This is a genomic window from Georgenia sunbinii (assembly GCF_036421875.1).
In the GTDB taxonomy this organism is placed as follows: Bacteria; Actinomycetota; Actinomycetes; order Actinomycetales; family Actinomycetaceae; genus Georgenia_B; species Georgenia_B sunbinii.
This window is the reverse complement of the sequence record NZ_JAZGOL010000001.1, coordinates 849,020-873,564: the sequence shown is the minus strand read 5'-3', so window position 1 is coordinate 873,564 and position 24,545 is coordinate 849,020. Positions and strand designations below refer to the sequence as shown.

Annotated in this window: 28 protein-coding genes; 9 read left to right on the top strand and 19 right to left on the bottom strand. The window is 72.0% G+C overall.

Going from position 1 to position 24,545, the window contains the following annotated elements:
- Positions 1-13 precede the first annotated feature (13 nt).
- Positions 14-607, bottom strand: coding sequence for a TetR/AcrR family transcriptional regulator (locus tag V2J52_RS04130; RefSeq protein ID WP_331226387.1), 594 nt, complete (start codon positions 605-607; stop codon positions 14-16).
- A complete protein-coding gene (locus V2J52_RS04125; protein WP_331226386.1) occupies positions 591-1,283 on the bottom strand; it encodes a YqeB family protein in 693 nt (230 codons plus the stop codon). The genes V2J52_RS04130 and V2J52_RS04125 overlap by 17 nt, the downstream gene beginning before the upstream one ends.
- A 94-nt stretch (positions 1,284-1,377) precedes the next feature.
- Between V2J52_RS04125 and V2J52_RS04120 the strand changes: the two genes are divergently transcribed.
- Positions 1,378-2,031, top strand: coding sequence for a nucleotidyltransferase domain-containing protein (locus tag V2J52_RS04120; protein ID WP_331226385.1), 654 nt, complete (start codon positions 1,378-1,380; stop codon positions 2,029-2,031).
- A 94-nt stretch (positions 2,032-2,125) separates the two neighbouring features.
- A complete protein-coding gene (locus V2J52_RS04115; protein WP_331226384.1) occupies positions 2,126-2,974 on the top strand; it encodes a dienelactone hydrolase family protein in 849 nt (282 codons plus the stop codon).
- A gap of 1 nt (position 2,975) precedes the next feature.
- Here the strand turns inward: V2J52_RS04115 and V2J52_RS04110 are convergent, their stop codons facing one another.
- The 8 genes from V2J52_RS04110 to V2J52_RS04075 form a co-directional block, all read right to left on the bottom strand.
- Entirely contained in the window at positions 2,976-3,341 is a 366-nt protein-coding gene (locus V2J52_RS04110; RefSeq protein WP_331226383.1) for a type II toxin-antitoxin system VapC family toxin, read from the bottom strand.
- Positions 3,341-3,589: an AbrB/MazE/SpoVT family DNA-binding domain-containing protein gene (locus V2J52_RS04105; RefSeq protein ID WP_331226382.1), complete on the bottom strand. Its 249-nt coding sequence runs from the start codon at positions 3,587-3,589 to the stop codon at positions 3,341-3,343. The genes V2J52_RS04110 and V2J52_RS04105 overlap by 1 nt, the downstream gene beginning before the upstream one ends.
- A gap of 62 nt (positions 3,590-3,651) precedes the next feature.
- The gene (locus V2J52_RS04100; protein ID WP_331226381.1) at positions 3,652-5,973 is read right to left on the bottom strand and encodes a DUF6777 domain-containing protein; all 2,322 of its coding nucleotides are present in this window, start codon (positions 5,971-5,973) and stop codon (positions 3,652-3,654) included.
- A gap of 165 nt (positions 5,974-6,138) precedes the next feature.
- Positions 6,139-7,134, bottom strand: coding sequence for a HEAT repeat domain-containing protein (locus V2J52_RS04095; RefSeq protein WP_331226380.1), 996 nt, complete (start codon positions 7,132-7,134; stop codon positions 6,139-6,141).
- Between the two features lie 164 nt (positions 7,135-7,298).
- Complete coding sequence (locus V2J52_RS04090; protein ID WP_491062164.1) at positions 7,299-7,967, bottom strand: HEAT repeat domain-containing protein; 669 nt, start codon at positions 7,965-7,967, stop codon at positions 7,299-7,301.
- Between the two features lie 120 nt (positions 7,968-8,087).
- Complete coding sequence (locus tag V2J52_RS04085) at positions 8,088-8,396, bottom strand: type II toxin-antitoxin system RelE/ParE family toxin (RefSeq protein WP_331226378.1); 309 nt, start codon at positions 8,394-8,396, stop codon at positions 8,088-8,090.
- Positions 8,393-8,647, bottom strand: a complete 255-nt coding sequence (locus tag V2J52_RS04080; protein ID WP_331226377.1) for a ribbon-helix-helix protein, CopG family — start codon at positions 8,645-8,647, stop codon at positions 8,393-8,395. Before V2J52_RS04080 ends, V2J52_RS04085 begins: the two co-directional genes overlap by 4 nt.
- A gap of 47 nt (positions 8,648-8,694) precedes the next feature.
- Entirely contained in the window at positions 8,695-9,171 is a 477-nt protein-coding gene (locus V2J52_RS04075) for a PPOX class F420-dependent oxidoreductase (RefSeq protein ID WP_331226376.1), read from the bottom strand.
- Between the two features lie 96 nt (positions 9,172-9,267).
- Here V2J52_RS04075 and V2J52_RS04070 point away from each other — a divergent pair, with 96 nt between their 5' ends.
- Positions 9,268-9,705 (top strand): nitroreductase family deazaflavin-dependent oxidoreductase, encoded by a 438-nt coding sequence (locus V2J52_RS04070; RefSeq protein WP_331226375.1) that lies wholly within the window; start codon positions 9,268-9,270, stop codon positions 9,703-9,705.
- 6 nt (positions 9,706-9,711) lie between these two features.
- Here V2J52_RS04070 and V2J52_RS04065 read toward each other — a convergent pair whose 3' ends face one another.
- The 4 genes from V2J52_RS04065 to V2J52_RS04050 form a co-directional block, all read right to left on the bottom strand.
- Complete coding sequence (locus tag V2J52_RS04065) at positions 9,712-10,107, bottom strand: VOC family protein (protein ID WP_331226373.1); 396 nt, start codon at positions 10,105-10,107, stop codon at positions 9,712-9,714.
- Between the two features lie 121 nt (positions 10,108-10,228).
- The gene (locus tag V2J52_RS04060) at positions 10,229-11,788 is read right to left on the bottom strand and encodes a molybdopterin-dependent oxidoreductase (RefSeq protein WP_331226372.1); all 1,560 of its coding nucleotides are present in this window, start codon (positions 11,786-11,788) and stop codon (positions 10,229-10,231) included.
- Positions 11,789-11,925: 137 nt separating this feature from the next.
- The gene (locus tag V2J52_RS04055; protein ID WP_331226371.1) at positions 11,926-12,870 is read right to left on the bottom strand and encodes a hypothetical protein; all 945 of its coding nucleotides are present in this window, start codon (positions 12,868-12,870) and stop codon (positions 11,926-11,928) included.
- Between the two features lie 129 nt (positions 12,871-12,999).
- On the bottom strand, positions 13,000-13,617 hold the full coding sequence (locus V2J52_RS04050) for a cob(I)yrinic acid a,c-diamide adenosyltransferase (protein WP_331226370.1): 618 nt from the start codon (positions 13,615-13,617) through the stop codon (positions 13,000-13,002).
- Between the two features lie 89 nt (positions 13,618-13,706).
- On the opposite strand from V2J52_RS04050, the gene V2J52_RS04045 reads away from it, so the two are divergent.
- Positions 13,707-15,389, top strand: a complete 1,683-nt coding sequence (locus V2J52_RS04045; protein WP_331226369.1) for a BCCT family transporter — start codon at positions 13,707-13,709, stop codon at positions 15,387-15,389.
- A 17-nt stretch (positions 15,390-15,406) separates the two neighbouring features.
- On the opposite strand, the gene V2J52_RS04040 is transcribed toward V2J52_RS04045, so the two are convergent.
- From V2J52_RS04040 to V2J52_RS04030, 3 genes are all read right to left on the bottom strand, one after another.
- A complete protein-coding gene (locus tag V2J52_RS04040; RefSeq protein WP_331226368.1) occupies positions 15,407-17,293 on the bottom strand; it encodes an NHL domain-containing thioredoxin family protein in 1,887 nt (628 codons plus the stop codon).
- 67 nt (positions 17,294-17,360) lie between these two features.
- Entirely contained in the window at positions 17,361-18,023 is a 663-nt protein-coding gene (locus V2J52_RS04035) for a DUF3592 domain-containing protein (protein WP_331226367.1), read from the bottom strand.
- 77 nt (positions 18,024-18,100) lie between these two features.
- Positions 18,101-19,021 (bottom strand): hypothetical protein, encoded by a 921-nt coding sequence (locus V2J52_RS04030; protein ID WP_331226366.1) that lies wholly within the window; start codon positions 19,019-19,021, stop codon positions 18,101-18,103.
- A 275-nt stretch (positions 19,022-19,296) separates the two neighbouring features.
- On the opposite strand from V2J52_RS04030, the gene V2J52_RS04025 reads away from it, so the two are divergent.
- Genes V2J52_RS04025 through ligD form a run of 4 tightly spaced genes read left to right on the top strand, consistent with a single transcriptional unit; the run spans position 19,297 to position 22,110 of the window.
- Complete coding sequence (locus tag V2J52_RS04025) at positions 19,297-19,830, top strand: GNAT family N-acetyltransferase (RefSeq protein WP_331226365.1); 534 nt, start codon at positions 19,297-19,299, stop codon at positions 19,828-19,830.
- A 55-nt stretch (positions 19,831-19,885) separates the two neighbouring features.
- On the top strand, positions 19,886-20,656 hold the full coding sequence (locus V2J52_RS04020; RefSeq protein ID WP_331226364.1) for an SDR family oxidoreductase: 771 nt from the start codon (positions 19,886-19,888) through the stop codon (positions 20,654-20,656).
- Positions 20,657-20,669: 13 nt separating this feature from the next.
- Positions 20,670-20,999 carry a hypothetical protein gene (locus V2J52_RS04015; RefSeq protein WP_331226363.1) on the top strand — a complete coding sequence of 110 codons (330 nt, stop codon included), beginning with the start codon at positions 20,670-20,672 and terminating at the stop codon, positions 20,997-20,999.
- A gap of 49 nt (positions 21,000-21,048) precedes the next feature.
- A complete protein-coding gene (ligD, locus tag V2J52_RS04010; protein WP_331226362.1) occupies positions 21,049-22,110 on the top strand; it encodes a non-homologous end-joining DNA ligase in 1,062 nt (353 codons plus the stop codon).
- A gap of 144 nt (positions 22,111-22,254) precedes the next feature.
- On the opposite strand, the gene V2J52_RS04005 is transcribed toward ligD, so the two are convergent.
- Positions 22,255-23,316: an ATP-dependent DNA ligase gene (locus tag V2J52_RS04005; RefSeq protein WP_331226361.1), complete on the bottom strand. Its 1,062-nt coding sequence runs from the start codon at positions 23,314-23,316 to the stop codon at positions 22,255-22,257.
- Positions 23,317-23,380: 64 nt separating this feature from the next.
- On the opposite strand from V2J52_RS04005, the gene V2J52_RS04000 reads away from it, so the two are divergent.
- The gene (locus V2J52_RS04000; protein WP_331226360.1) at positions 23,381-23,800 is read left to right on the top strand and encodes a YccF domain-containing protein; all 420 of its coding nucleotides are present in this window, start codon (positions 23,381-23,383) and stop codon (positions 23,798-23,800) included.
- 6 nt (positions 23,801-23,806) lie between these two features.
- Here V2J52_RS04000 and V2J52_RS03995 read toward each other — a convergent pair whose 3' ends face one another.
- On the bottom strand, positions 23,807-24,499 hold the full coding sequence (locus tag V2J52_RS03995) for an HAD hydrolase-like protein (protein WP_331226359.1): 693 nt from the start codon (positions 24,497-24,499) through the stop codon (positions 23,807-23,809).
- Between the last annotated feature and the right edge of the window lie 46 nt (positions 24,500-24,545).

The window sequence follows — 24,545 nt, the reverse complement described above, 5'->3', positions numbered from 1 at the left end:
CTCCGCCCGCCGGTCATCCGCGCAGGAACCGGTCAACGGTGTCATGGAGGACGCCACCCTCGGCCGCGCCCGTGAACCGTGGGTCCACCGCGGCGCGGTCGAGGAAGCCGCCCAGCAGCACCTGCACCCACGAGGAGAGGCGCTCGGGCCTCATGTCCTCGCGGACCTGCCCCGCCTCTTGCGCGCGCGCCACCCAGGTGCGGATGAGCGAGTGCTGCGCGTCGTCGTCGTCGGCCAGCGCCTGGGCCACCGGCGGCTCGGCCAGGACGCCACCGACCGCGCGGACAAAGCCGGCCAGGCGAGGGTCAGCGGCGTCGGCAAGCGCGTGGTCGATGATCTCGTGGACCACGGCGAGGGCGTCGGTACGCCCCTCGAGGCGCCCGGCGAGCTCGCCGGCCTCCGCCGTGCCCAGCGTGAGGATCGCCAGCAGCACAGACAGCTTGGTGGGGAAGTAGTGGAAGAAGGTGCCCGAGCCGATGCCCGCCTGCCGGCAGATCCGGGCGGTGGTGGCCTCGGCGTAGCCCCGCGCCGCGAACACCGTGAGGGCGGCGTCGATGATCTGCAGCCGCCGCGCCTCGTGGCGCTGCGGGTCAACCGTCCGAGCCACGGCTGCCCGCCCGCCGCACCTGCAGCTTGCCAGCCCGCTCGCGCGCCACGAGGCCGCGCGCGCTGAGATCGACATCGATCTGCTCCCTCGCGGCACGGTCCTTGCGCTCGCGGTGACGACGGCGCAGGAGGGCGTGCTCCTCGTCGGTGAACCCGGGCCGACCGTCCAGCCAGTCGAGATAGGCAGCCTCGTGCGGGTCCTGCTCGTGCCAGGGGTACCCGTGGGTCTGCAACGCCTGCTGCACGGCGGCCGGGCGTAGTGCGTCGGCGTCCAACCGGGCCTTGACCCTGTCGGTGCGGTCGAGCAGGACGAGGTGTCGGCCGTGGCGGAAGACGGCGGCGACGTCCTGCCGCTCGATCCATCCCTCGCGGTCCTCCTGACGGAACTCGAGGTGATCATCGGCGACCCGCAGCAGCAGCGCCTCGGTGGCCGCACCGTGTGCCACGAAGGCCCCGGCGATCACGCCGAGGACGGCGAGCACGCCGACCGACCAGACCAGTGGCAGGTCCGCAACGAGGTCGATGATCCCGGGCACGGGGAACGGGCTGCGCTCGATGAGGGCGATGAGCCCCCTAGCGAGCGGCGGCAGCGCGAAGCCCAGCGCTGCGCCGACCACTGCCGTGATGATGCCGAGCACGGCCGGTACGGCGGGGGACTGCTTTACCTGGGTGGGCATAGCCGAAATACTAGAGTGGTTGCTCTGGCAATGGAACAGGGAGCGCGGAGGCGTACCAGCACGACCCGCACCTCCCCGGGTACGATCCGTGGTGATGCCCGAACGGCCGCCCCTCCCGAGCCCACCGGGCGCCCGCCCGCTGCCGCCTGATGCGTTCACTCGGTGGTACGGCGGCTGGGACCCGTTGGATCCTCGTTCGGTCGTCGAGCTCATGACGGGGTTCGAGCGTCCGTGGTGGGTGATCGGTGGCTGGGCCATCGAGAAGTTCACGGGTGTGCCTCGCCCGCACGAGGACATGGACGTATCGATCCTGTCGTCGGACGCCGAGGAGCTCCGCCAGTTCTTGTCGCACGAGTGGACTCCCTGGAACATGGATCAGGGATGGTTGCGGCCGTTCGACGAGAGGTTCCGCGAGATCAGGCCGGACAGCTCGATCTGGGTGCGTGCGAACGCCCAGAGCCCGTGGGTGCTCGACGTGCCGCTGACTCCCACCGCACATGGGGAATGGACGAACAAGCGCCTCCGGGAGCAGACCGCGCCGCTGGACGAGGTGACCTGGGTGGCTGACGACGGCGTTCGGTACCTGAGACCGGAGATTGCGCTCTTCATGAAGCACGCGCAGGTGCGAGCGAAGGACCGTACTGACGCGGAGGTGCTGCTCCCGCGGCTGGACGGTCGTCAGCGAGGCTGGCTTCGCGACACGCTGAGCTGCGTCCGGCCCGAGCACCCGTGGCTCGAGTGGCTGTGACACGCGGTGTGGACGGCGGCAGGAGCGTCGGCCAGTATCGTGGCTCGAAGCCCAGGGCCGCGCGGGCCGACGTGACGACAGAGGAGCGAGAGGCATGACCTCGAGGCGTACGACGATCGATGTCCGGCTCCCCGATGGCGTGATGCCGGCGCACCTCTGGCTCCCGCCGGCCGGGACCGGGCCGGGCCTGCTGCTCCTGCAGGAGATCTTCGGCGTCTCCGACTACATCCAGAGCCGAGCGCAGGACCTCGCCGACCTGGGATACGTGGTCCTCGCGCCCGAGCTCTACTGGCGGGCCGAAGGCTCGGTGGACGAGTCGAGCGAGGAATTCCTGCAGCAGGGGATGGCGCTGCAGTCGCAGCTCGACTGGGACACCACGGTGGCCGACGCCGTCGCGGCTCTCGAGGCGCTGCGCACCCGGCCCGAGGTCGCCGGCGGCACGGGCGTCATCGGATTCTGCTTCGGCGGGGGAGTGGCCTTCCACGTGGCGGCGGTCGCCGACGTCGACGTCCTCGTCTCCTACTACGGCTCCGCGCTGCCTCAGCTGCTGCCGGTCGCCGAGCGCGTGAGCGCGCCGAGCCTGCACCACTTCGGCACCGCCGACGCGTACATCCCGCTGGCGAAGGTCGAGGAGATCCGGGCCGCCGTCGCCGGCCCGGACGTCGAGCTCCACCTGCACGACGGCGCGGGCCATGCCTTCGACAACCCGCACCCGATGTTCGTCCACGAGGCCGCGCGGGCCGACGCGTGGGCAGCAGACCGCCGAGTTCCTCGCCAGGCAGCTGCCGGCGTAGTCCTCGGCGTCACGTTCCTCTTCCAGCAGGGCGAGAAGACGGTCCCGATCCGAGACTCTGAGCTCGCTGCGCAGCTGGGCATCGCCGTCGGTGACCGGGTGCCGCTCACCGACTACGCCACGCTGCGGGCGGGGGCCGGTCGCGGCTGAGTCAGCGGACCTGGCGGATGGTGTCCGAGTGGCCCCACGCAGCGTCCGCTGTCCAGATCGTCGCGGCGAGGCGGTGGCCGAGGGCGAGGCAGAAGCGGTCGGCCAGCGAGAGTCCAGACCCTCGTGTCCAGAGCACTGCGGCGCGTTCTCCGTCGTCGAGGGTTGCCGGCTCCACGCGCAGGCCGTAGCTCATGAGCAGTGCAGCGGCGAGCGGCCAGTCTCCGCCGGCGGCCTGGATCTTCTGGGCAACTTCCGACCAGTTGACGCTTGAGCAGTACGCCGCGCCGGTGAGGAGTTGCTCGACTCGGTCGGCGCCGGTCTCACCTTGGAGGAATGTCAGTAGTGCTGACGCGTCGAGGACCGACATCATGCAGCGCTGTCCTCGGTGGCCGCCGTGCGGCGGCGTTCGGCAAGGAGCTCACCGACAAGGTCGTGGCCCTCGAGCTGTTGCCGCAGCCGGTCGTGTGCCTGGTCTCGAGTCATGATCACGAGGCCGGATGTGCTCTCGGCGAGGATCAGTGGTGTGCCGGCGGTGAGGCCAGCCCGCTCGCGCAGCTCCGCGGGTACCACCAGCCGGCCACGGTCGCCCATGCTCACGGGGTATGTCCCACTCATGAGAGCAACGTACCACCAGCGCTGGTGAGTGGGATTGGCTGCGCGTGAGCACGGTGCCGCCGTCAGCAGTCGCCCTCGACGGCGACCGGCGCGGTGATCGTTGCGACGACCCCGTCCTGCGCACCTACGTCCACGGCGACGTCGAACGGTCCCCACTCCGATTCCTGGGTCACCACGTCGAGGTAGACGTGGTCGTATGCGACGCCTTCGTGGCTGAACGACTGCCCGGGTGCCTGCGGATGATCGGCGCGAACGGCGTCGATCCGCTGTCCCGCGGTGACACCGCCGGGTCCGTTGACGGTGACAGGGCTCGAAGACGCCTCCTGCCCGTCCATGTAGACCCACCACTCGGAGGCGGTGCCCGGATGCATGAGGTGCAGACCTGCCCAGGCCGTCGTCGTGGTGTCCTCGGTGCAGGTGTAGTCCCCGGCGGTGAACTCCGCACTCCCTTCGCCGAGGAGGCCGGTCAGGGCTGCGAGAGCCTCCGTGGCCGGCTGCGCGTACGGGAGGCTCTGCAGCGTGCTGCCGTCAGTGGCCAGGAGCTCCACGCCCTCCGCCATGATGCGCACCGTGGCGGCGCCTGCGTCGGGCTCGACAGCCGGCACCGCAGGCACCGCTGGAGCCGTGGTGGTCTGCAGCAGCGCGACGCTCGTGGTCCACTCCGCCGCCGTGCCGATCAGCTCCCACGTGAGCATGTCGCTGCTGCGGTAGACGCCGCCCGCCGGCGGCGGGTCGGATGGTGAGCGCGGCGTGTAGGCATCGACCGCCAGCCACTCGCCGTCGCCGGTGTTCAGTCCGGTGAGCACGACGCGGTCCGGCTGGGTCGGGCCGAACGACCAGGTAACGCCGTCCTCGCTGGTGCCGCCCGCGCCGATGGGGAAGCCGATCTCGGAGTTGTCGGCCGGGTTCGGCAGCGGCTCGCCTCCGACGAAGCCCCACTCATGCCCGTTGTGGGCGATGTCGATGAGTACGATCCGCTCGTCGAGCGCCAGCCGGTTCCAGCTGATGGTGTCGGTGCTGGTGAACAGCACCCGCATGCAGGTCCGGTGGGCGCACTCCGTCGCGGTCGCGATCCAGCGGCCGTCGCCGTACCCCACCGACTCCATGCTCTGGTAGACGAGCTCACCGCTGCCGGCCAGCTCGGAGTTCTCGTACGGATCGGTGACCGCCACCCGTTGCCACGACTCGCCGTCGTCGCTGCGGTAGATCGCTCCGCTCGAGGCGTCGCCCGCTCCGCTCTCCTCGGCGAAGGACCGGTCACCGACGGCGACCCAGGCGCCGTCCCCGTAGGCGACGGCCGTCAGCGGGTCGATCACCTCGATCGGCGGGCTCCAGATGAGCCCGTCGGTGCTGGTGTGGATCGCGCCGCCGAACTCGTCGTCGAGGCCCACGGCCACCGCCAGCCCGTCACCGGCGGCCACGTCGAGCATGGGCGTGGTCTCCAGCGCCACGGTCCACTGCGCGCCGTCGGTACTGGTCTGGATGCTGCCGGCCAGAGCGGGTGAGTCTGGGCCGGTCGTGAGCTCCGCGTGGTTGGAGGAGGTGGCGATGTAGACGGGGGCCGCGATCGTCACCGAGCCGGTCGGCTGCTCGACGAGCTCGCCGGTGTGCAGGTCGATGACGGTCAACGCCGTCAGGTCGTCGTCGGCCGCGGTCACCGTGACGACACGGCCGAGGTTTAGCCCGTCCCAGCCGACCCCGACCGTCTCGGCGCCCGCCACCGTCGTTGACAGGCCGGTCGCGATCAGCGGGTTGCCGCACTCGCAGCGGACGGCCGGGACCCCCAGGCGGTCGACCATCACGGCGGTGCCCGCCTGCAGCACCGTCTGCTTCGGCGTCGCGGCGCCGGCGGCGAAGCCGTGGTTGGTCACCAGGGTGTCCATGGTCAGCAGCACGGGCGTGAGGGAGGCGACGAGCTCGGGTATCGCCTCCGGGGCGATGCCCAGCACGCCCGCCCACGCGGATGCCTTCGCAGGTTCGTCGGCGAGGAAGGCCACCAGCGACTCCGGGTCGCAGATGCTGAGCTGGCTCGATCCGCCGTACAGCCCCGGCAACGTCCCCGCGATGCCGAGCGCACCGGTGACCGGGTCGGCCGCCAGCTCCTGGGTCACCTCCACCGTGCGGGCCGCGAGGGTCTCCACGAACGGCGCCTGGTCGTCGAGCTCTCGGGCGGTGATGGTGTCGGTGAACGGGTCGTCGCCCGGGGCTGTGGCGGATTCCAGAATCACCGCCGTGGTGTCTCCCGCCGCGGCGGGCGGATCCGCCTCGAGGGGGCGGAGCAGCCGGATCCCGACCAGCGCTGCGCCGGCGACGGCGACGACGACCACGAGGGCGATGACGATCGGTCTGCGGGACCGGCGAGTCGGTGCAGCGGCTTCGGACATGAGCGGAGCCCTTCGACGACGGAGGTACTCAGGAGCCCGGTCGACGGTCGCGGAGAATGACTGCCGTGCGCGCGATCCTAGGGCGGCGCGGCCGGTCTGGCTAGAGCCCGGCGGCGCCAGTGCGCTCGGTCAGGACGACGGCGAGCTCAGCTCCGGCGCCGCGCGTCACGGATCACGACGGCGGAGCACGGCTCGCGCGGTGAGTGCGACGGCGCCGTCGTCGTCGTGGCTGAACGTCTCGAGGGCCTCGCGAGCGGCGCTGCCAGGGATCTCGGCCAGCGCCTGGACCACTCGACGGCGAACCACCGGCTCGGCGTCGGCCGACGTGCCGACCAGCGCAGCGACGATCTCTCCGGCGACCGCAAGATGCACCGCCAGGCGCCCCAGCGCCTCCGCGGCCTCGACGTCCCCGATCCCCGCCGCCACGAGGTCGACGAGCACCGGCGCCGCGTCCGACACCCCGCGCGCCCCGAGCGCCACCGCCGCCCGGGAGCGGACGACGTCGTCGAGGTCGGCGAGAGCGTCGAGAAGGAGGGCGGTGGCCTCCTCGCCCTCGACGTCGGTGACCGTCTCGACGGCCCGACGGCGAACCTCGGGCTGCGACGACCCCAGGCCGGCGGCGATGGCGGGCAGGGCGTCGCGGCCGGTCCGTGCCAGCGCCCATCGCAGGGCGCCGGCGACGTTGGTCTCGGACTCGGCGAGCACCGACTCGGCCAGCGCCTCGGCGGGCAGCGACGCGGTGCTCGCCGCGGACAGCACGGCTTGCTGCCGCTCGAGGGCGTCGGTGGAGCCCAGCGCCCGTAGCAGCATGACGGTTTGTAGGACGTCTTCCCAGCCGGTCGGGCCGGCGGCCTCGACGCGGCGCAGCCTCGCGAGCAGCTCCTCTTCACGGGCCAGTCGCCGCAGGGTCTGCGCCACGAGGTCACCGACCAGCGCCGACGGGCTGAAGGCGGGATCGTCCAGCGCCCGCTGGACCTCGCTCAATGACAGGCCCAGCGTCCGCAGGCTTTCCACGTGGAAGATCCGCCGGATGTCCTCGTCGGAGTACTCGCGGTAGCCGCCGGAGGTGCGGCCGGTGGGGCGCACCAGCCCGAGGGAGTCGTAGTGCCGCAGCATGCGGGTACTCACCCCCGAGCGGCGCGACACCTCCCCGATCAGCACGGCTGGTCCACCGTGGGCGCGGCGCTGGTGATGACGACTCGGGTGAGCATGGGTGGCACCGTATCGCCCGGCGCGATCACCGCGGCGCTGAGGCTGAGCTCGGCGTCGCGGTCTCCGGGAGTCCGAACCGGGCGAACAGGCGGAGGTCGAAGAACGCGACCTGATCAGTCCGGCCGCGGAGCAGCCTCGGTGAGGACGACGCGGGTGGCCTCGTCGAGTGCGACGGCGAAGTCGCCGTCGGGGTCGCGCAGCAGCCGCTCGGTCGCGACGGCGTGCGCGCGGACCGACGGGTCGGTGCTGGTCATCGCCTCGGTGAGCATCGGCGGCACCGTGTCGCCCAGCGCGATCAGTGCGCGGCTGAGGCTGAGCTGGGTGTCGCGGTCGCCTCGACCGAGCTCGCGGACCAGCTCGGCAGCGAGCCGCCCTTCCTGCCCGGCCGGCACGAGGACGACGGCGGCGCGCCAGGCGCTGCGGGCGACGTCGTCGTCGGCGTCGTGCAACAACGACGGCGGGATCGCCGACCACGTCTGGTCATTCTTGATCTTGGACAGGGTGTGCAGCGCCTGGCTGCGCGCCTGGGCCTGGCCGGAGCCGAGCTCGTCCAGCAGCTGCGGAACCGTGACGGCCTGCGGGTGCCGGGTCAGCGCCCAGGTGAGCATGTCCCGGACGAAGAAGTCCGGCTCGACGGCGCAGCGCTCGACGAGGGGCTCGACGAGGGCCGGGTCCGGCCGGGTGCCGGCCGCCATGGCCGCCTGCAGCCGGGTCGAGGACTGCGCGGCGGACAGGGCAGCGATGATGCGGTTGTCGTGGGTGGTGCGGTGGGTCGTGTCGATGGTGGCCACCTCCTCACTGACAGTGAAGACCTTGTCACCGTGTGAGGGTCAACAGCGTGGCGCCCCCATAGTCAGCGGCGCTGCCAGCTCGCCGAGACCGACGTGACCGCGAGACCTGCATCACGAGCCCGGATGTTCGAGAATGTCTGGGTGATGACGCCGGCTGTGCAGGACTCGGATGACGAGCAGCTCGGTCTCCGTGTCCGAGCATCGGTAGAAGACACCGTAGGGAAGGTGGCGCATCCGTGCCCTACGCATCTCATCGAACCCTTCGACCGGTGGAGCGCCCGCCGGAAACATCTCAAGCCGCTCAACTGCCGCGTCGACATCGGCCAAGAACCGTTCGCCCAGCTCCGGGTCGATCTGCGCGTAGTAGTCGTGAGCACGCTCGAGGTCGACGACTGCGTGTGCGGTGAATCGGATCCTCAACGACGGGCCCGCAAGTGTCGCTGGACGTCGGACCAGTCCTGAAGCGACGCAGGGTTGATGTGAGCTGCGTCGAGTGCCGCGACTAGTTCCGCCCGCTCGACCTCAGTGGGCCGGTAGACCGCCTCACCGAAATGGGTGCGCAACGCTTCCTGAATGACCTCTGACCTGCTCCGATGCTCGACCGCTCGCGCGCGTTCAACCAAGTCATAAAGTTCCGCGGGAAGAGTGATCGCTACCTTGCGTACTGCCATGCCGTCTCCTTAGTATGACTAAATCATACCCAAGTCATGCGCTTGTGTCAGCCGTCCAGCCGCGCGGCGACGTCGGCCGGGAAGCCGCCGGTGGCGATCGGGCTCCAACGGGTAGGCGTCACGCGGACGAGGCTCTTGCCCTGCACCCGCATCGCGGCGCGGTACTCGTCCCAGTCCGGGTGCTCGCCGGCGATGCACCGGTAGTAGTCGACCAGCGCGTCCTCGGCGTCGGGCATGTGCAGCACCTCGGCGTCGCCGTCGACCTGCACCCAGGCGTCGTTCCAGTCGTCGGACAGCACGACGACCGACACCCGCGCGTCGCGCTCGGCGTTGACCGTCTTGGCGCGGCCCGGGTAGGTGGAGATGACGATGCGGCCATGGTCGTCCACGCCGCCGCTGACCGGGGACACCTGCGGGCGCCCGTCACGCCGGGTGGTGACGAGCAGCAGGTGGTGCCGGGGACGGATGAAGTCGAGCAGCTCGGGCAGATCGACGGTGCGGTTCGTTGCGACGGTACGGGCCATGCTCCGAGGCTAGTGCCCGGGGCTGACAGCTGCCGCGCCGCCTCTGCCGACGGCACCCACCTCGACGGCGGTGCGCCGCTCGTGTAGACACGGACCATGCCACTTCATGGAGAGTACGAGCCCAGTCCCAGCCAGCGCTCCCGCGAGCAGGTGGAACTGTACGAGCGGACCGGCGGCGCAGAGGGCGGCACCCTCGGCGGGCTGCCGGTCGTCATCGTCACCAGCCGCGGCGCGAAGACCGGCAAGCTGCGCAAGACGCCGCTCATGCGGGTCGAGCACGAGGGCAGCTACCTCGCGGTCGCCTCGATGGGCGGCGCGCCCACGCACCCGGTCTGGTACCACAACGTCCGTGCCGAGCCCCACGTCGAGCTGCAGGACGGCGCCCACAAGTGGGACATGCAGGCGCGCGAGCTCAGCGGCGCGGAGCGCGAGGAGTGGTGGGCGCGAGCCGTCGAGGCGTTCCCGCCCTACGCCGAGTACCTGGAGCGCACCGAGCGCCAGATCCCGGTGTTCCTGCTGGAGAAGATGGCCTGACGCCGTTCAGGCGTCCTGCAGCACCGAGATCACGTTGCCCGCGGGGTCGGCGAACCACGCGATGAGCGGGCCGCCGCGGCGGAAGATGCCGCGCTCGTCGGTCTCCATCGGTGTGCCGGTGTAGTGGAGGAAGGTGACGCCGCGGCGGCCCAGCTCGTCGACGGCGGCCTCGATGTCGGGCACCGGGAAGTTGAGCACGGTGAAGCTGGCCGGCTCGTGGTCCGGTTTGGCGTAGGCGAGCACCTGCGCCCCGCCAGGCAGGTCGATGAACAGGACGCCGGACATCCCGGCGTCGTTCACGACCAGCCCGAGGGTGTCGCGGTAGAAGGCCGCGGCGCTGGCTGCGTCGTCGACGGAGAAGCCGGCGTAGGCGGTGGTGCTGTCGAACAGTGAAGTAGCCATGCCATACCGACCGTCGGTGGGGGCGGAACTCATCGGGTGGCCGCGGAGGGCGGCATCAGTCGAGAGCCGCAGGTCGGAGCCGTGGTGTCAGCCAGCAGCACTTGCAACGACTCCGATGCCGTCATGAGGCCACCTCGACCTCCACCGAGTGCCAGCCGCTCGACCCGTCCGGCGCCGGCGGCGCGGTCTGCTCGGTCTGTGTCTCGCCGTCGCCGTCGACGGCCCGGACGGTGATGACGTGCCGTCCCGGCGGGGCGTCCCAGTCCAGCCGCCACATCCGCCAGGAGTCGACGGTGGGCTCGGCGGCCAGCGTCGCCTGCTGCCACTCGCCGTCGTCCACCCGCACCTCGACGGCGCTGATCCCGCGGTGCTGCGCCCACGCGACGCCGGCGACCACGGTCTGGCCGGTGTCGATCTGCCCGCCGCGGGGGACGTCGATCCGAGAGGCGGTCTTGATCGGACCACGTTCCGACCAGCCGCGCGGGGTCCAGTAGCCCTGGTCGTCGGCGAACCGGGTGACCTCGAGGTCGACCACCCACTTGGTCGCCGACACGTAGCCGTACAGCCCGGGCACCACCATCCGCACCGGGAAGCCGTGCTCGGGCGGCAGCGGCTGGCCGTTCATCCCGACGGCGAGCAGTGAGCTGCGGTCGTCGGTGAGCACCTCCAGCGGGGTGCCGGCCGTCCAGCCGTCCGCGCTGGTGGACAGCACCATGTCGGCCTCCGGCAGCGGGCCCGCCAGCGCGAGCAGCTCACGCAGCGGCCAACCCGTCCACACCGCGTTGCCCACCAGGTCGCCGCCGACGTCGTTGGACACACAGGTGAGCGTCACCAGTGCCTCCACCATCGGCTGCGCGAGCATCTCCGCCATGTCGATCTCGACCTCGCGCTCGACGAGGCCGTGCACCCGCAACCGCCACGTCGCCGGGTCCACCTGCGGCACCACCAGGGCGGTGTCGATCCGGTAGAAGTCGTCGTTCGCGGTGCGGTACCTCGTCTGTCCCGGTACGCCCTGGTCCGCGCCCGCCGGGACCACGACCGGCGCGGCGACCCGCGGCACGACGAACACGTCTCGCGCGGCCCGCACCGCCTCGCCCGCGCCGCTGACCATCCGGCCGACGAGGATGCCCAGCACCCCGAGCACGGTGAGCGCCCCGCCCCGCACGAGTACCGCTCGCCGCGAGAGCTCGCCGGGCATGAGCACCTGGGGCGCCCGCTGGGGTGCGGGGACGTCGCGGCTGAGTCGGCCAAGCCGGCGCAGCACGACGAGCCCGACGACGACGCCGAGCACCGTCGGGACGGCATCGGTCACCGTGGCCTCGGGCCGGCTGAGCACCGCGGCCGTCCCCACCACGCCGACGAGGCCGAACGCCACCAACCCGGCCACCAACCGCCGGCGGGCGAGCAGCCCGATGCCGGCGCACACGGCGGTGAGCACGAGGGCCATCCCGACGAGGAGCGCGGCCTTGTCAGCGGTGCCGAAGGCCTGGATAGCGAAGTCCTTGAGCCAGGGCGGCGTGCGGTCGACGACGGAGTCGGCCACTGCGAGCAACGGCGACGGCGTGCCGTCGGTGCCTACCGTCCGGGGCAGCAACCCGGCGAGGACCTCGGCCACCCCGAGGGTCATCGCCCCCGCGGCCACCCCGGCCAGCGCGGACATGGCCCTCGAGCCTCGTTCCATCCACCCATGGTGGCACTGCGGCGGGCTGACCGGGGTGACGACGGCGTCACGATTGGCCGGCCGTCAGATCGGGACGCCTGCTGACGGGGCGGCCAGTCGGCACCGCGCATCCCCGGTCGGCCCGGCCGGACCGCCCGCTACGGGGCCGGCGAGGGCGTCGGCTCCGGGGTGGGCCGGGGCTCGGTGACGGGTGCGTCGTCGTCGGCGGGCGGCGAGGTCTCTTCGTCGCCCGGTGCCGGCGACGTCGGTGGGTCCTGCGGTGCCGGGGTCACGTCCTCGGCAGGGGGCGTCGGCGTGGGGTGCTCCGGGGTCGCAGGCTCGGTCGGGGTCTCGGTCGGGTCTGGCGTCGGGGTGTCGGTCGGCTCCGGGGTGACGACCTCCTCCGGGCTCGGTGCCGGCACGTCCGCTGGCCCGCTCCCGGGCGCGTCGCCGTGCTCGACCGGGGCCGACGGCGGCGCAGCGGCCGTCCCGAACAGCGAGGTGCCCGAGCCCTCCTGGTGGCGGACGATGTCGGTCAGCGCCCGGCCCGCGGTCAGCTCGACAACGGTCACCGCTGTGAGGACGAGGACGAGCACCATCGCGGTCGCCCCGCCGATCCGGCGCCAACCGACGCGCTCGACGACCGATCGGAGGCCTTCGGGACGCTGCGCCGGGGGAGCGGTCGCGCCGTCGGGCGCCAGGCCGTCGGGCGCCACGCCGTCGGGTGAAGCGGCCGCGACGTCGACGTCGACGAGCTCGCCGGCGACGAGGATCGCCCTCGGCCGGTCAGGTGCCCCGGCCACGGCGGTCTCGTTACGGGAGCGCACCTTCTTCACCGGGACGGTGGCGGCGACCTTGTCGGCCGTACGGCTGAGGGAGGCGGTGTAGACGAAGTTGGCCAGCACGGTGATGACGCTGGCGAGCGCGGCGCCGATGATCGTGCCGGCCACGCCGAGGGTGGCGAGCAGCGCCGTCGTCGTCATCGCCGCCAGTGCGCTGGCGACGATCTGCAGGGTCGAGAGGCGCGGCGCCGAAGGCTCGCGCTTCACGGCCTGCTGGTCCGCGGCGGGAGGACTGGTGGGGGCGGGGCTGTCGATGCTCACGATCCGGTGATCGTAAGTCGCTGACCTGGGTATCCCCTGGAATGGGACGAGCCTCACGGCGCCCGAGATATCGAGGTGAAGAACCTCGGACAGGGATGTGAAGAACCCTTGTTTCTTCTGCCGTGATGCTCAGGCGGGCGGTGCGTCGTCCATCGCCCGGGCGGAGGCTGCCGGGGTCCAGTCGATGTTGCCGTGCTCCAGGTTCGCGGCGCGTGCGAGCAGGAGGAAGAGGGTGGCGATCCGGTTGAGGTACCGGGCGACATCGGGATTGACGTCGTCCGGGTAGGTGTCGACCGCCCGCCACACGGCGCGCTCGGCCCGGCGGACCACGGTGCGCGCGAGGTACAGCAGGGCGGAGGCGGCCGTGCCGCCTGGCAGCACGCGGGTCTCGGGCGCACCGATCCCCTCGGCATAGTGGAGGATGGCCCGCTCCATGCGCCGGATGTAGGACTCGGAGACCCGAGCCTCGGCGGGCTCGGTGGAGGTCACCGGGACGAAGAGGTCCGCGGAGACGTCCAGCAGGTCGTTCTGGATGCTGGTGAGCAGAGCGTTGATGTCCACCGGCAGCTGCCCGACCGCGATCGCGACCCCGATGGCGGCGTTCGCCTCGGCGCAGGCGCCGTAGGCCTCGAGCCGGTCGTCGTGCTTCGCGACCTCGCCGCGGGGGCCGAATCGGGTGCGGCCGGCGTCTCCGGACGCCGGGAACCAGTCGGGCACGTCCGCCCCGAATGTCTCATCTGCAGCCATGGTGGAACTATACGGTTGGTGACCCCGGCCACACTTCCTGCGAGTCGCGGAGCCGAGGCCGGACCAACAGCGCCGAGGGGACATGGATCATGAGCGAGGACGGATCGGACGCCGCCGAGGTGGCCCGCGTGCCCCCGCAGGTGCCGCGTGGCGCGCACGGGCTGGCCAGCGTGGACCGGCCGACCTTCCTGATCAGCGCGGCGATCATCGTGGTTCTCGCGCTTGTCGGCGTGCTGTTCACCGACCGGCTGACCGAGCTGGCCACGAGCGCGTTGACCTGGGTGACCACCACCTTCGGCTGGCTGTTCATCCTCGCCGTCGCGGCCTTCGTGCTGTTCGCGCTGGTGCTCGCCTTCGGCAGGTACGGCAGCATCCCGCTGTCGGAGGAGGGGGAAAGGCCGCAGTACTCCACCATCTCGTGGGTCGCGATGATGTTCAGCGCGGGCATGGGCATCGGGCTGGTGTTCTTCGGGCTCTACGAGCCGGTGAGCCACTTCATGGCGCCGCCGCCCTTCACCGACGACGCCGCCGGCAGCGCCGACGCCGCCCGCAACGCGATGGCCTACACCTTCTTCCACTGGGGCATCCACCCGTGGGCGATCTACTCGGTGGCCGGACTGGCGATCGCCTACTCGACGCACCGGATGGGCCGCAGCAGCCTGCTGAGCTCGTGCTTCGAGGCCTTCTTCCGCAACCGGCGCACCCCGAAGGCGGTCAAGGCCGTGGACGTCCTCGCGATCATCGCCACCCAGTTCGGCACGGCGACGACGCTGGGCTTCGGCGCCCTGCAGATCGCCGCCGGCGTGGGACTGCTCGCCACCGGGCAGCTGAGCGAGGACTCCGGGCCAGGGCTCTCGCTCGTCGTCATTCTCGTGCTGACCTCCGGCGCGGCGCTGTCGGCCGCTTCCGGCGTCGCCAAGGGCATCAGGTACCTGAGCAACATCAACATGGCGCTCGCCGGGGCGGTGCTGCTGTTCGTCTTCGTCGTCGGCCCCACCGTCTTCATCCTCGACATGGTGCCCTCCGGCGTGGGCTCCTACCTGTCCCAGCTGGTCTCGATGAGCCTGCAGTCGGCGGCCTTCGGCGGCACCGAGTGGCTGGCGAGCTGGACCATCTTCTACTGGGCCTGGTGGATCTCCTGGGCACCGTACGTCGGGACGTTCATCGCGAAGATCTCCCGCGGCCGCACCATCCGCGAGTTCGTCATCGGTGCCCTGTTCACGCCGACGGCGGTGGGCGTGGTGTGGTTCACCGTGTTCGGCGGCACCGGCATCGACCTCCAGCGCAACGGGGTCGACATCGCCGGCACCGGCAGCGAGGAGGCCGCGTTCTTCGTCGCCCTGGGCGAGCTTCCGCTGTCCACCGTGGCGACCGTGGCCGCCGTCATCCTCATCGGCATCTTCTTCATCACCAGCGCCGACTCCGGCGGCGTCGTCCTGGGGACGTTGTCGACCAAGGGCAGCGAGCAGCCGTGGAAACCGATCGTCGTCTTCTGGGTGTTCCTGTCCGGGGCGGTGGCCGCGGTGCTGCTGCTCATGGGCGGCCTGGACGCGTTGCAGACCTTCACCATCCTGGCGGCGAGCCCCTTCGTGATCGTGATGATCTTGCTCTGCGTCGCGCTGTACGTGGACCTGCGCCACGACCCGCTGCGCTACCGCGCGCCCATCCCGGTCAGAGGAGGGGCCCGGGCCCCGGCGGAGGTGCCCTTCAGCGACGCGGCCGACCACTCGGCCGAGACCAACGGCGACGGCGAGGATGGGCAGTCGCCGTAGCGCGGCGCCACGGTGGCTCAGCCGTGCAGGTTGAGCACCAGCTCCGCCGGCCCGCCCTCGACCACCCGCACCGGGATGCCCCAGTCTTGGGAGGCGAGGTGGCAGGCGGGGAACTCCACCGCCGGGTCGGCGTCGCAGGAGGCCGCCTTGGCGGTCACCGACAGCACCGTCTGGCCGTCCTCGTCCACGGTGCCGTCGAGCGATCCGAGGCTGAGCGTCACCAGCCGCTCGAGCTCGGTGCCGGTGCCACCGCCGGCGACGAGCGCCTCGGCAGCGACCGCGAGCTGTGACGACGGCCCGAAGCGGTCGTCGAGCTTCTGCCCGGCCGGCGGCGTGAACACCACCCGCAGGGTGAACTGAGGCGCCACCTCGGTGACCGGGCGCTGGGTGCGGTGCGCGCCGCCGTCGTGCCGGGCACCGTCGTCGGGGACGGGCACCCGGGTGAGGCGGTGCGCGGCGGATTCGACGACCACCAGGTACGCGCCGTCGTCGGCCACGAGCAGCCCCGACGGCTCGGCGAGGCCGGTGGCGACGGTGCTGACCTGCCCGTTGGCCGGGTCGTACAGGCGCACGGCGCCGTTGTAGGTGTCGGCGACCGCCACCCGTCCGTCCGGCAGCGCGGCAACACCGAGCGGGTGCTGGAGCAGCGCCTCGGCGGCCGGACCGTCACGGTGGCCGAAGTCGAACAGCCCCTGCCCGACGACGGTGCGCACCTGGCCGGCCGGCACGTCGACGTAGCGCAGGGCGGAGGTCTCGGCGTCGGCCAGCCAGAGGCGGCCGTCTTCGCCGACCGACAGCCCGGACGGCTGGGCGAACCACGCCTGGCGCAGCACGCCGTCCACGAGGCCCTCGTTCATGGTGCCGCCCAGCCGCGCGAGGTGGCCGGTGAGCGGGTCGAAGGTCCACAGCGTGTGATGGCCGGCCATCGCGACGACGACGGCGCCCGCGGCGTCGGACCAGGCGACGTCCCACGGGGAGGACAGCCGGATGCGCCGCGCGGGGCCGTAGTCCTCGGTGGCGGGCTCGGAGCCCGGCAGGACGTTGTCCGGCGCGCCGACCATGAACTGCTCACCGGTGCCGGCGAGGGTGGTGACCGTGCCGTCCGCGAGGCGCACGCCGCGCAGGAGGTGGTTGACGGTGTCGGCCACGACGACGTCGTACCCCACCTGCTCGGCGACCTCCGGCGGCAGGAGGCACAGACCGTTCGGCTCGTTGAGCTCGGCGCGGTCAGCGGCGCCGTCGGTACGGCCGCGCACACCGGTGCCGATCGCGCGGACGAGGGTCTCGCCGTCGGGCTCGAGCTCGACGACGCGGTGGTGACCGGCGTCGGCCACGAGGAGGGTGCCGCCAGGCAGCGCGACCGCCTTGGCGGGGAACTTGAGCAGGCCGGCCGTCGGCTCCGGCGCGACGTACGGGCCGTCACCGCGGTGGAGGGTGCCGTTGGCCTCGTGGTCGGCGACGAGCTGTTCGATGGCCACCGCGATGTTCGGGGTGTGGCCCTCGCCAGCCATGTGGCCGACGATGTAGCCCTCCGGGTCGATGAGGACCAGCGTGGGCCAGGCCCGGGCGGTGTACGCCTTCCAGGTGATGAGCTCGGGGTCGTCGAGGACCGGGTGGGCGACGTCGTAGCGCTCGACGGCGGCGACCAGGGCGTCCGGGTCGGCCTCGTGGACGAACTTGGGGGAGTGGACGCCGATCGTCACCAGGACGTCGTGGTACTTCTCCTCGAGCTCGCGCAGCTCGTCGATGACGTGCAGGCAGTTGATGCAGCAGAAGGTCCAGAAGTCGAGGAGGACGATCTTGCCGCGGAGCTCCGCCAGGGAGAGGTCGCGGCCGCCGGTGTTGAGCCAGCCGCGGCCCTGCAGCTCGGAAGCGCGGACACGGGGGATGGAAGAGGAAGGCACGGGGCCAGTATCTCCCGCATCGCCACGCGCCCGGAGCCGGGCAGGCGCTCGGCCGACGACGGGACATTCAGCGAGGACGGCCCGGTTGGGCCTGAGGCTCTTCACCGGCACCCACCTCGTGCTGGGACAGCACGAGGCAGCGCCAGCGCAGCAGCGCGAGCGTCGCGCCCGCCCCGGCGAGCAGCGCCAGCAGCACGAGCAGCCCGGCGACCGGGCCGGGCAGCGACCAGCCGCGGACCGGCAGCGGCTTGCCGTCGTGCTCGACGGGCGTGGTGGACGGCAGCACCGGCGGCGGCCCGGGCGCCTCGTCGTCGACGATCACCACCACCCCGGGCTGCTCCGGGTGGACCCGGACCGCCACGACGGCGCCCGTGGCCCGGGTGGGCATGTCGGCCACGTTGATGGTGGCGATCGTCTGCGTCAGGTAGGGCGGCCCGGCCACCGCTGCGACGAGCACCTGCCACCGGACGAGGAGGTGCGTCCCGTCGTCGTCCGTGAGGGCCTTGGCCGAGACGACCCGGGCGGTGGCGAGCGACCCGTCACGCCGGGCGCGGTCGGGCGCGGCCGGGTCGTCGCCGTAGAGGCGGTTGACCCCGGTACGGCTCAGCAGCACCGCGACGATCGACACGAGCAGCGCGCCCACGGTGGCGAGCACCGACGGGCCGTCGAAGCCGCGGACGACGGCGCAGCCGACCGCGGTGACGGCCGCCGCACCGAACGCCGCTGACACGAGCGTGGCAGCGGTAGGCCGCGTCGTCCTCGCGGGAGGACTCACGGCGGGACGGAGCTCTGGCGGCCGCTGGCGCATCAGATGAGCTGCTCGATGGTGCGTAGGGCGGCTGCTCCGGTCTCGCCGTCGTCCTCGAAGATGTCCTTGCCCTCCAGCGCGTAGGCGCGCAGCAGGTGATCGACGGCGCGGGCATCGTCGGTGCGGAGCATGCTCACACCGAGCATGTAGTGGACGTAGCCGGTGGCAGCCCCGTCGGGGGAGCCGAGCGCGTCGAACAGGGCCGCCTGCGCGGCCGCGTCGTCACCGAGCTGGAAGTGCGCGTCGCCGAGGGAGGCATACAGCCAGGTCGCCTCGCCCCACTCGGTCCGCGGCTCGGGCAGCAGGGCCAGCGCCTCGGTCCAGGTCGCCACGGCGCCGCGGTAGTCATCGGCCTCGGCCTGCACGTCGCCGAGGTCGCACAGCTCCTCCACCCGGTCCATCGCGTCCTGCGGGTACGGGTCGGCCGCGGCCGGATCGGTGCGCGGGGCATCGGCACGCAGCCGCGTGAAGGGCCCGACGACGGGTTCGACGGCGACCGGCTCGCCGGCACGGTGGGCGAGGACGGCGGCAAGGTACTGCGGGGGCTCCTCGTGGAACGGCCGGGTGTTCCACCGGGTGTAGAGACCGTTGAAGACGGCCAACGCCGCGTCGATCTCGCCGGCGGCGTAGTGGACGGTGCCGGCGAGGAACTCGGTGTGCGGGTCGGGGTCTGGGCCGTAGACCTCCCGAGCGACGGCCAGCCAGCGCCGCGCCTCCGCGGGGCGGCCCAGGTCGCGGTACAGCTCGGTGAGGTCGACGGCGAGGGTGCCGCCGTACTCGTCCTCGACCTTCGGCAGCGCGAGCAGGTCCCAGGCTGCCAGCATGTGCTTCTCGATCGCGGCGGCATCGCCCTGCGCGATCGCATCGGCGGCGAGCTGCAGCGCCGCCTCCACCCCGGAGGTTCCCCGTGTCTCGTTCACGTTGCCGACGGTGCCACGGTCCACCGGGCCGCACGCCGCAGTTCACGGGTATCGCCAAAGAGTTCACCGACTGTTCGTCTGCAGGTCGCTCGGTGCCGGGAATTGTTTCAGCCCCTCCGAGGTTGATGCATGTGACCGGCCCGGTCAGACCCCCGGGCTCCAAAATTCGCCGCTACGAGCGGCCACGCGCCGAGAGGCGGCTGCCGGGCCGGTCCTGACGTGCCGCAGAGGTCCGCGCCGCGCCACCGCCGACGGGGCGTTGCTAGGTTGCCACGATGGACATGACCGCACTCCTGCCACGATCCCGGGACTCCGTCACGCTCCGCGAGCTCGCCCACCGCGACGCGTCGGCATACGCGACCGGCACCACCGACCCCGACGTCCGCAGGTTCGGCCATCTGCCCGAACCTCAGTACACGGCCGAACGCGTCCGCCAGCTCATCGACGCCGAGATCGCCGCCGGCCTCGCGGCCGGTACACTCGCCGTCCTGGCGATCGCCGACCGGGGCACCGACGCGTTTCTCGGCAGCCTCGTGCTGTTCGACGTGACGGTTGAGAGCGCGGAGATCGGGTTCTGGCTGGCCCCGGACGGCCGCGGCCGAGGAGCAGCCACGATGGGCATCGAGCTCGGCAAGGACGTTGCCCGGGGCTGTGGGCTCGCCACCTTGCGTGCCCGCACGGCCGTCGGCAACGTTGCCTCACGCCGCATTCTGCAGAGTGCGGGATTCCGGCCCCGCGAGGAGCCGGCCGTTGGAACCGCTCCATCCGGTGAGGTCGTTGAGCTGCAGGAGTACACCGTCGAGCTGTGAGCGCTCGCGGTGCTCGACCCGTGACATCCGCCGTCCCGCGTGATTGCATCGGTAGATGAGGATCGCCGTCGCGGGTGGGACCGGAGCTGTCGGGAGGCACGTCGTCGACGCCGTCACGACGGCGGGGCACGAGCCGGTCGTGCTCGCCCGGTCGCGGGGAGTGGACCTGAGTACCGGGCAGGGCCTCGATGCCGCGCTCGCGGGCGTGGACACCGTCGTCGACGTCAGCAACGTGACGACGCTGTCGCGGACGACGGCGGAGCGCTTCTTCGTCACCGCGACGAAGCACCTCATGCTTGCGGGACGGCGCGCCGGGGTCCGGCACCACGTCGTCCTCTCGATCATCGGCGTCGACCGGTCGCCGTTCGGCTACTACCGCGCCAAGCTGCGCCAGGAGGACGTCGCGCTCGCCGGCCCGGTGCCGACGACGGTGCTGCGTGCGACGCAGTTCCACGAGTTCGTCGACCAGACGATGGCCCGTGTCCCGGGCCCGGTCGCCGTCGTCCCACGGATGCTGATGCAGCCGGTAGCCGCCGCCGAGGTCGCCGCGCACCTGGTGGGGCTGACGGCGGGGGAGCCCCGAGGCAGGGCCGCCGAGCTCGCCGGCCCGCAGGTGCTCGAGCTGGTCGACCTCGCCCACGAGCTGACGGCCGTGCGCGGCCTGCGGCGTCCGATCCTCTCGGTGCGGTTCCCGGGCGGTGCCGGCCGGGCGATGGTCGATGGTTCCCTGCTTCCCCTGCGGGACGGCCCGCGCGGCGAGCTCCGGTTCACCGACTGGCTGGCAGCAGATGCCAACCGGGGCTGGTCATCGCCGCCCCAGGTTTGAGACGCTTGGACGCATGGCGACACCACAGCAGAAGTGGGCAGCGGTCGCGGGGGTCCTCGCGGCCAACAGCGCCCCGCACCTGGCCACCGCCGTCGTGGGGCGCAGGCACCTGACGCCGCTCGCCGGCCGCAACTCCTCACCCGCCGTCAACGCCGTGTGGGGACTGGCCAACCTGGTCGGCGGACTGGCGCTGCTTCGGACCAAGGCCGGGCCGGCGGGGTGGGACTCCCGGCTGCCGTGGTTCGAGGTGGGCGCGGCCGCGATGGCTGCCTGGATGGCGGCGACCGAGGCAGCAGCGCGGGCTGCGGCCGGGCGCCGGACCGGGCATCGACGGCGCCATTGACACGGACGTCGCACTGCCGCTCGGAGCACGTCGGCGGTAGCGTCGTGCCATGGCAGCGTCGCGCACACCGGCAGTCGAGCTCGAGGTCGCGGGCAGGACGGTCCGGCTGACCAGCTCGGACCGCGTCTACTTCGCCGAGCCGGGCATCACCAAGCGTGAGCTCATGGAGTACTACCTCAGCGTGGGCGACGGGATCCTGCGGGCGCTGCGGGACCGGCCGGTCACCCTCGAGCGCTGGCCGAAGGGCGTCAGCGACGACATGAAGCTCGCGACCCGCGCCGACCCCCACGGCGACGCGTTCTACCAGAAGCGCGTCCCTGCCCGGGGTGTTCCGGACTGGATCGAGACCGCCCGGATCGCCTTCCCCAGCGGACGCACCGCCGACGAGCTGTGCCCCACCGACCTCGCCGCCGTCGCGTGGGCGGTCAACCTCGGCACCATCACCTTTCACCCGTGGCCGGTCCGCCGCGGCGACGTCGACCACCCCGACGAGCTGCGCATCGACCTCGACCCGCAGCCGGGCACCGACTTCGCCGACGCCGTCGCGGTCGCGCGGGTGCTGCGGGAGTACCTTGCCGAGCTCGGCTGGACCGGCTACCCCAAGACGTCCGGCAACCGCGGCGTGCACATCTACGTCCGGCTGGAACCGCTGTGGGACTTCACCCAGGTCCGGCACGCCGCGATCGCCCTCGGCCGCGAGCTCGAGCGCCGGATGCCGGGCAAGGTCACCACCAACTGGTGGAAGGAGGAGCGCGGCGAGCGGATCTTCGTCGACTACAACCAGAACGCCCGCGACCGCACCATCGCCAGCGCCTACAGCGTCCGGCCCCGCGCCCACGCGCCGGTCTCCGCGCCGGTCACCTGGGACGAGCTCGACGACGTCGACCCCCGCGACCTCACGGTGCGCACCATGCCCGCCCGGTTCGCCGAGCTCGGCGACCTGCACGCGACGATCGACGACGTCGCCCACGACCTCACGCCGCTCCTCGAGGCCTACGCCCGCGACGAGGCCGACGGCGTCACGGACATGCCCTACCCGCCGGAGTACCCCAAGATGCCCGGCGAACCCGCGAGGGTGCAGCCGAGCCGGAAACGTCGCGACGCCGAGTAGCGCCGGGCCGGCAGACCACCGGCCCCGAGTTCACGGCCGGCGCGGCGCGGGGTAGGCTCGTCCCGGTGGTAATCCCCTCCACGGGATTGCCACTAGCCCCGCCCCGGTCTCGCCACCAGGGCGGGGCGCCTTACTTTTCTGACATCAGCCCAGCACGTCGGCGAGGTCGAACTGGACCGGTTCCTCGAGCTGCTCGTAGGTGCAGGAGCGCGGGTCGCGGTCGGGGCGCCACCGGCGGAACTGGCCGGTGTGGCGGAACCGGGTGCCCTCCATGTGGTCGTAGGCCACCTCCACCACCAGCTCGGGGCGCAGCGGCACGAAGGACATGTCCTTGCCGGAGCTCCAGCGGCTCTCCGCGCCGGGCAGCCGGCCCTTCTCGTGCGCGGCGGCGTCCTGCCAGCTCGACCACGGGTGGTCCTCGCCGTCGGCGGCATGCAGCGGCTCGAGCTCGGCCACCAGCTCCTCGCGGCGCTTCATCGAGAACGCCGCCACCACCCCCACGTGCTGCAGCGCGCCGTCGTCGTTGTACAGGCCCAGGAGCAGCGAGCCGACCACCGGCCCGGACTTGTGCCAGCGGAAGCCGGCGACCACGCAGTCGGCGGTCCGCTCATGCTTGGTCTTGAGCATCGTCCGCTTGCCGGGCTGGTAGCTGCTCTCGAGCGGCTTGCTCACCACGCCGTCGAGCCCGGCGCCCTCGAACAGGTCGAGCCAGCCGCGGGCGGTGCCCACGTCCCGGGTGACGCGGGTGAGGTGGATCGGTGCCACGGCCCCGGCGAGCGCCTCCTCGAGCCGGGCGCGGCGCTCGGCCATCGGCTGGCCGGTAAGGTCCTCGTCGTCCAGCGCGAGCAGGTCGAAGGCGACGAACGACGCCGGCGTCTCGACCGACAGCATCCTCACCCGTGACTCCGCCGGGTGGATCCGCTGGCTGAGCACGTCGAAGTCGAGGCGGTCGCCGGTGACCGCGATGATCTCGCCGTCGACCACGCACCGCTGCGGCAGCGACTCCCGCAGTGCCACCACCAGCTCCGGGAAGTACCTGGTGATCGGCTTCTCGTTGCGGCTGGCGATCTCGACGTCGTCGCCGTCCCGGAAGACGATGGCCCGAAAGCCGTCCCACTTCGGCTCGTACAGGTAGTCGCCGTCGGGCACGTTCTTGACCGAGCGGGCGAGCATCGGCGCGACGGGTGGCATCACGGGCAGGTCCATCGTCCGACGGTACTGCCTGCCCTCGATCGGCTCCAGGGCGACGGCGGAGCGTTACGCTCCTGCCATGCGCACCGTCGGCAACGTCCTGTGGTTCATCCTCGCCGGCTGGTGGCTCGCGCTCGGCTACGCCGTCGCGGGCGTGATCGCGTGCATCCTCATCGTCACCATCCCGTTCGGGATCGCCTCGTTCCGGCTGGCCGGGTTCGTGCTGTGGCCCTTCGGGCGGACGGCCGTGTGGCGGCGCGAGGCGGGGATCTGGTCGATCATCGGCAACATCGTGTGGATCATCGTGCTCGGCTGGGAGCTGGCGATCGCGCACCTGGTCGCCGGGCTCCTCCTCTGCGTGACCATCGTCGGGATCCCGTTCGGCATCGCCTGCTGGAAGATGATCCCGCTGGCCCTCGTCCCGCTGGGTCGCCAGATCGTGCCGGTCTCCGCGGTGCGCCACGACCCGTTCGCCCTGCCGCAGCCGCAGCACGGCTGAGGCGTCTCAGGCCAGCAGCGCGGCCAGCTCGGTGGCAGTGGTGACGACGGCGGTCGCGCCGTCCTCCTCGCCCGGCCGGGCGTAGCCCCACGTGACGAGCACGACCGGCAGGCCGTGGGTGGTGGCGCCATCGACGTCGTGGTGGCGGTCGCCGACCATCACCGCGCGGCTGAGGTCGGCGCCGGCGGCACGCAGGCCCGCGATGGCGTCCTCGACGATGTGCGCCTTGATCGCCCGGGTCTCGTCCTCCGACGCCCCGTGGATCGAGGTGAAGTACCGGCTGAGGTCGGCGTCATCGAGGATGACCTTGGCCATCGACTCGCGCTTGGAGGTGGCCAGCGCGACGGGGACGCCACGCGCGTGCAGCGCGGTGATGAGCTCGGCCATCCCGTCGAAGACCGGTGCGTCGAGCATCCGGCGGTTGTAGCGGTCGCGGTAGTTGGCCACGACCTGCTCGAGCTGGTCGGCCGGCACCTCGGCGAAAGTGGCGAAGCCGGTCCGGATCGGCGGGCCGACGTACTGCAGCAGCTCGTCCTGCGTGGGGACCGGGTAGCCGAAGTGCGCGAGGGTCTCGGCGATCGACTGGGTGATGACCGGGCCGGAGTCGGAGATGGTGCCGTCGAGGTCGAACAGCACAGCGGTGGGTGCGAGCGACCGCAGCGTCGTCTCCGGAGCGGTGGACGGGGCGGACGTAGGCATGGAGCTCCTCGGATCAGTGGGACAGGGATCTGCCCCCAGGATCTCA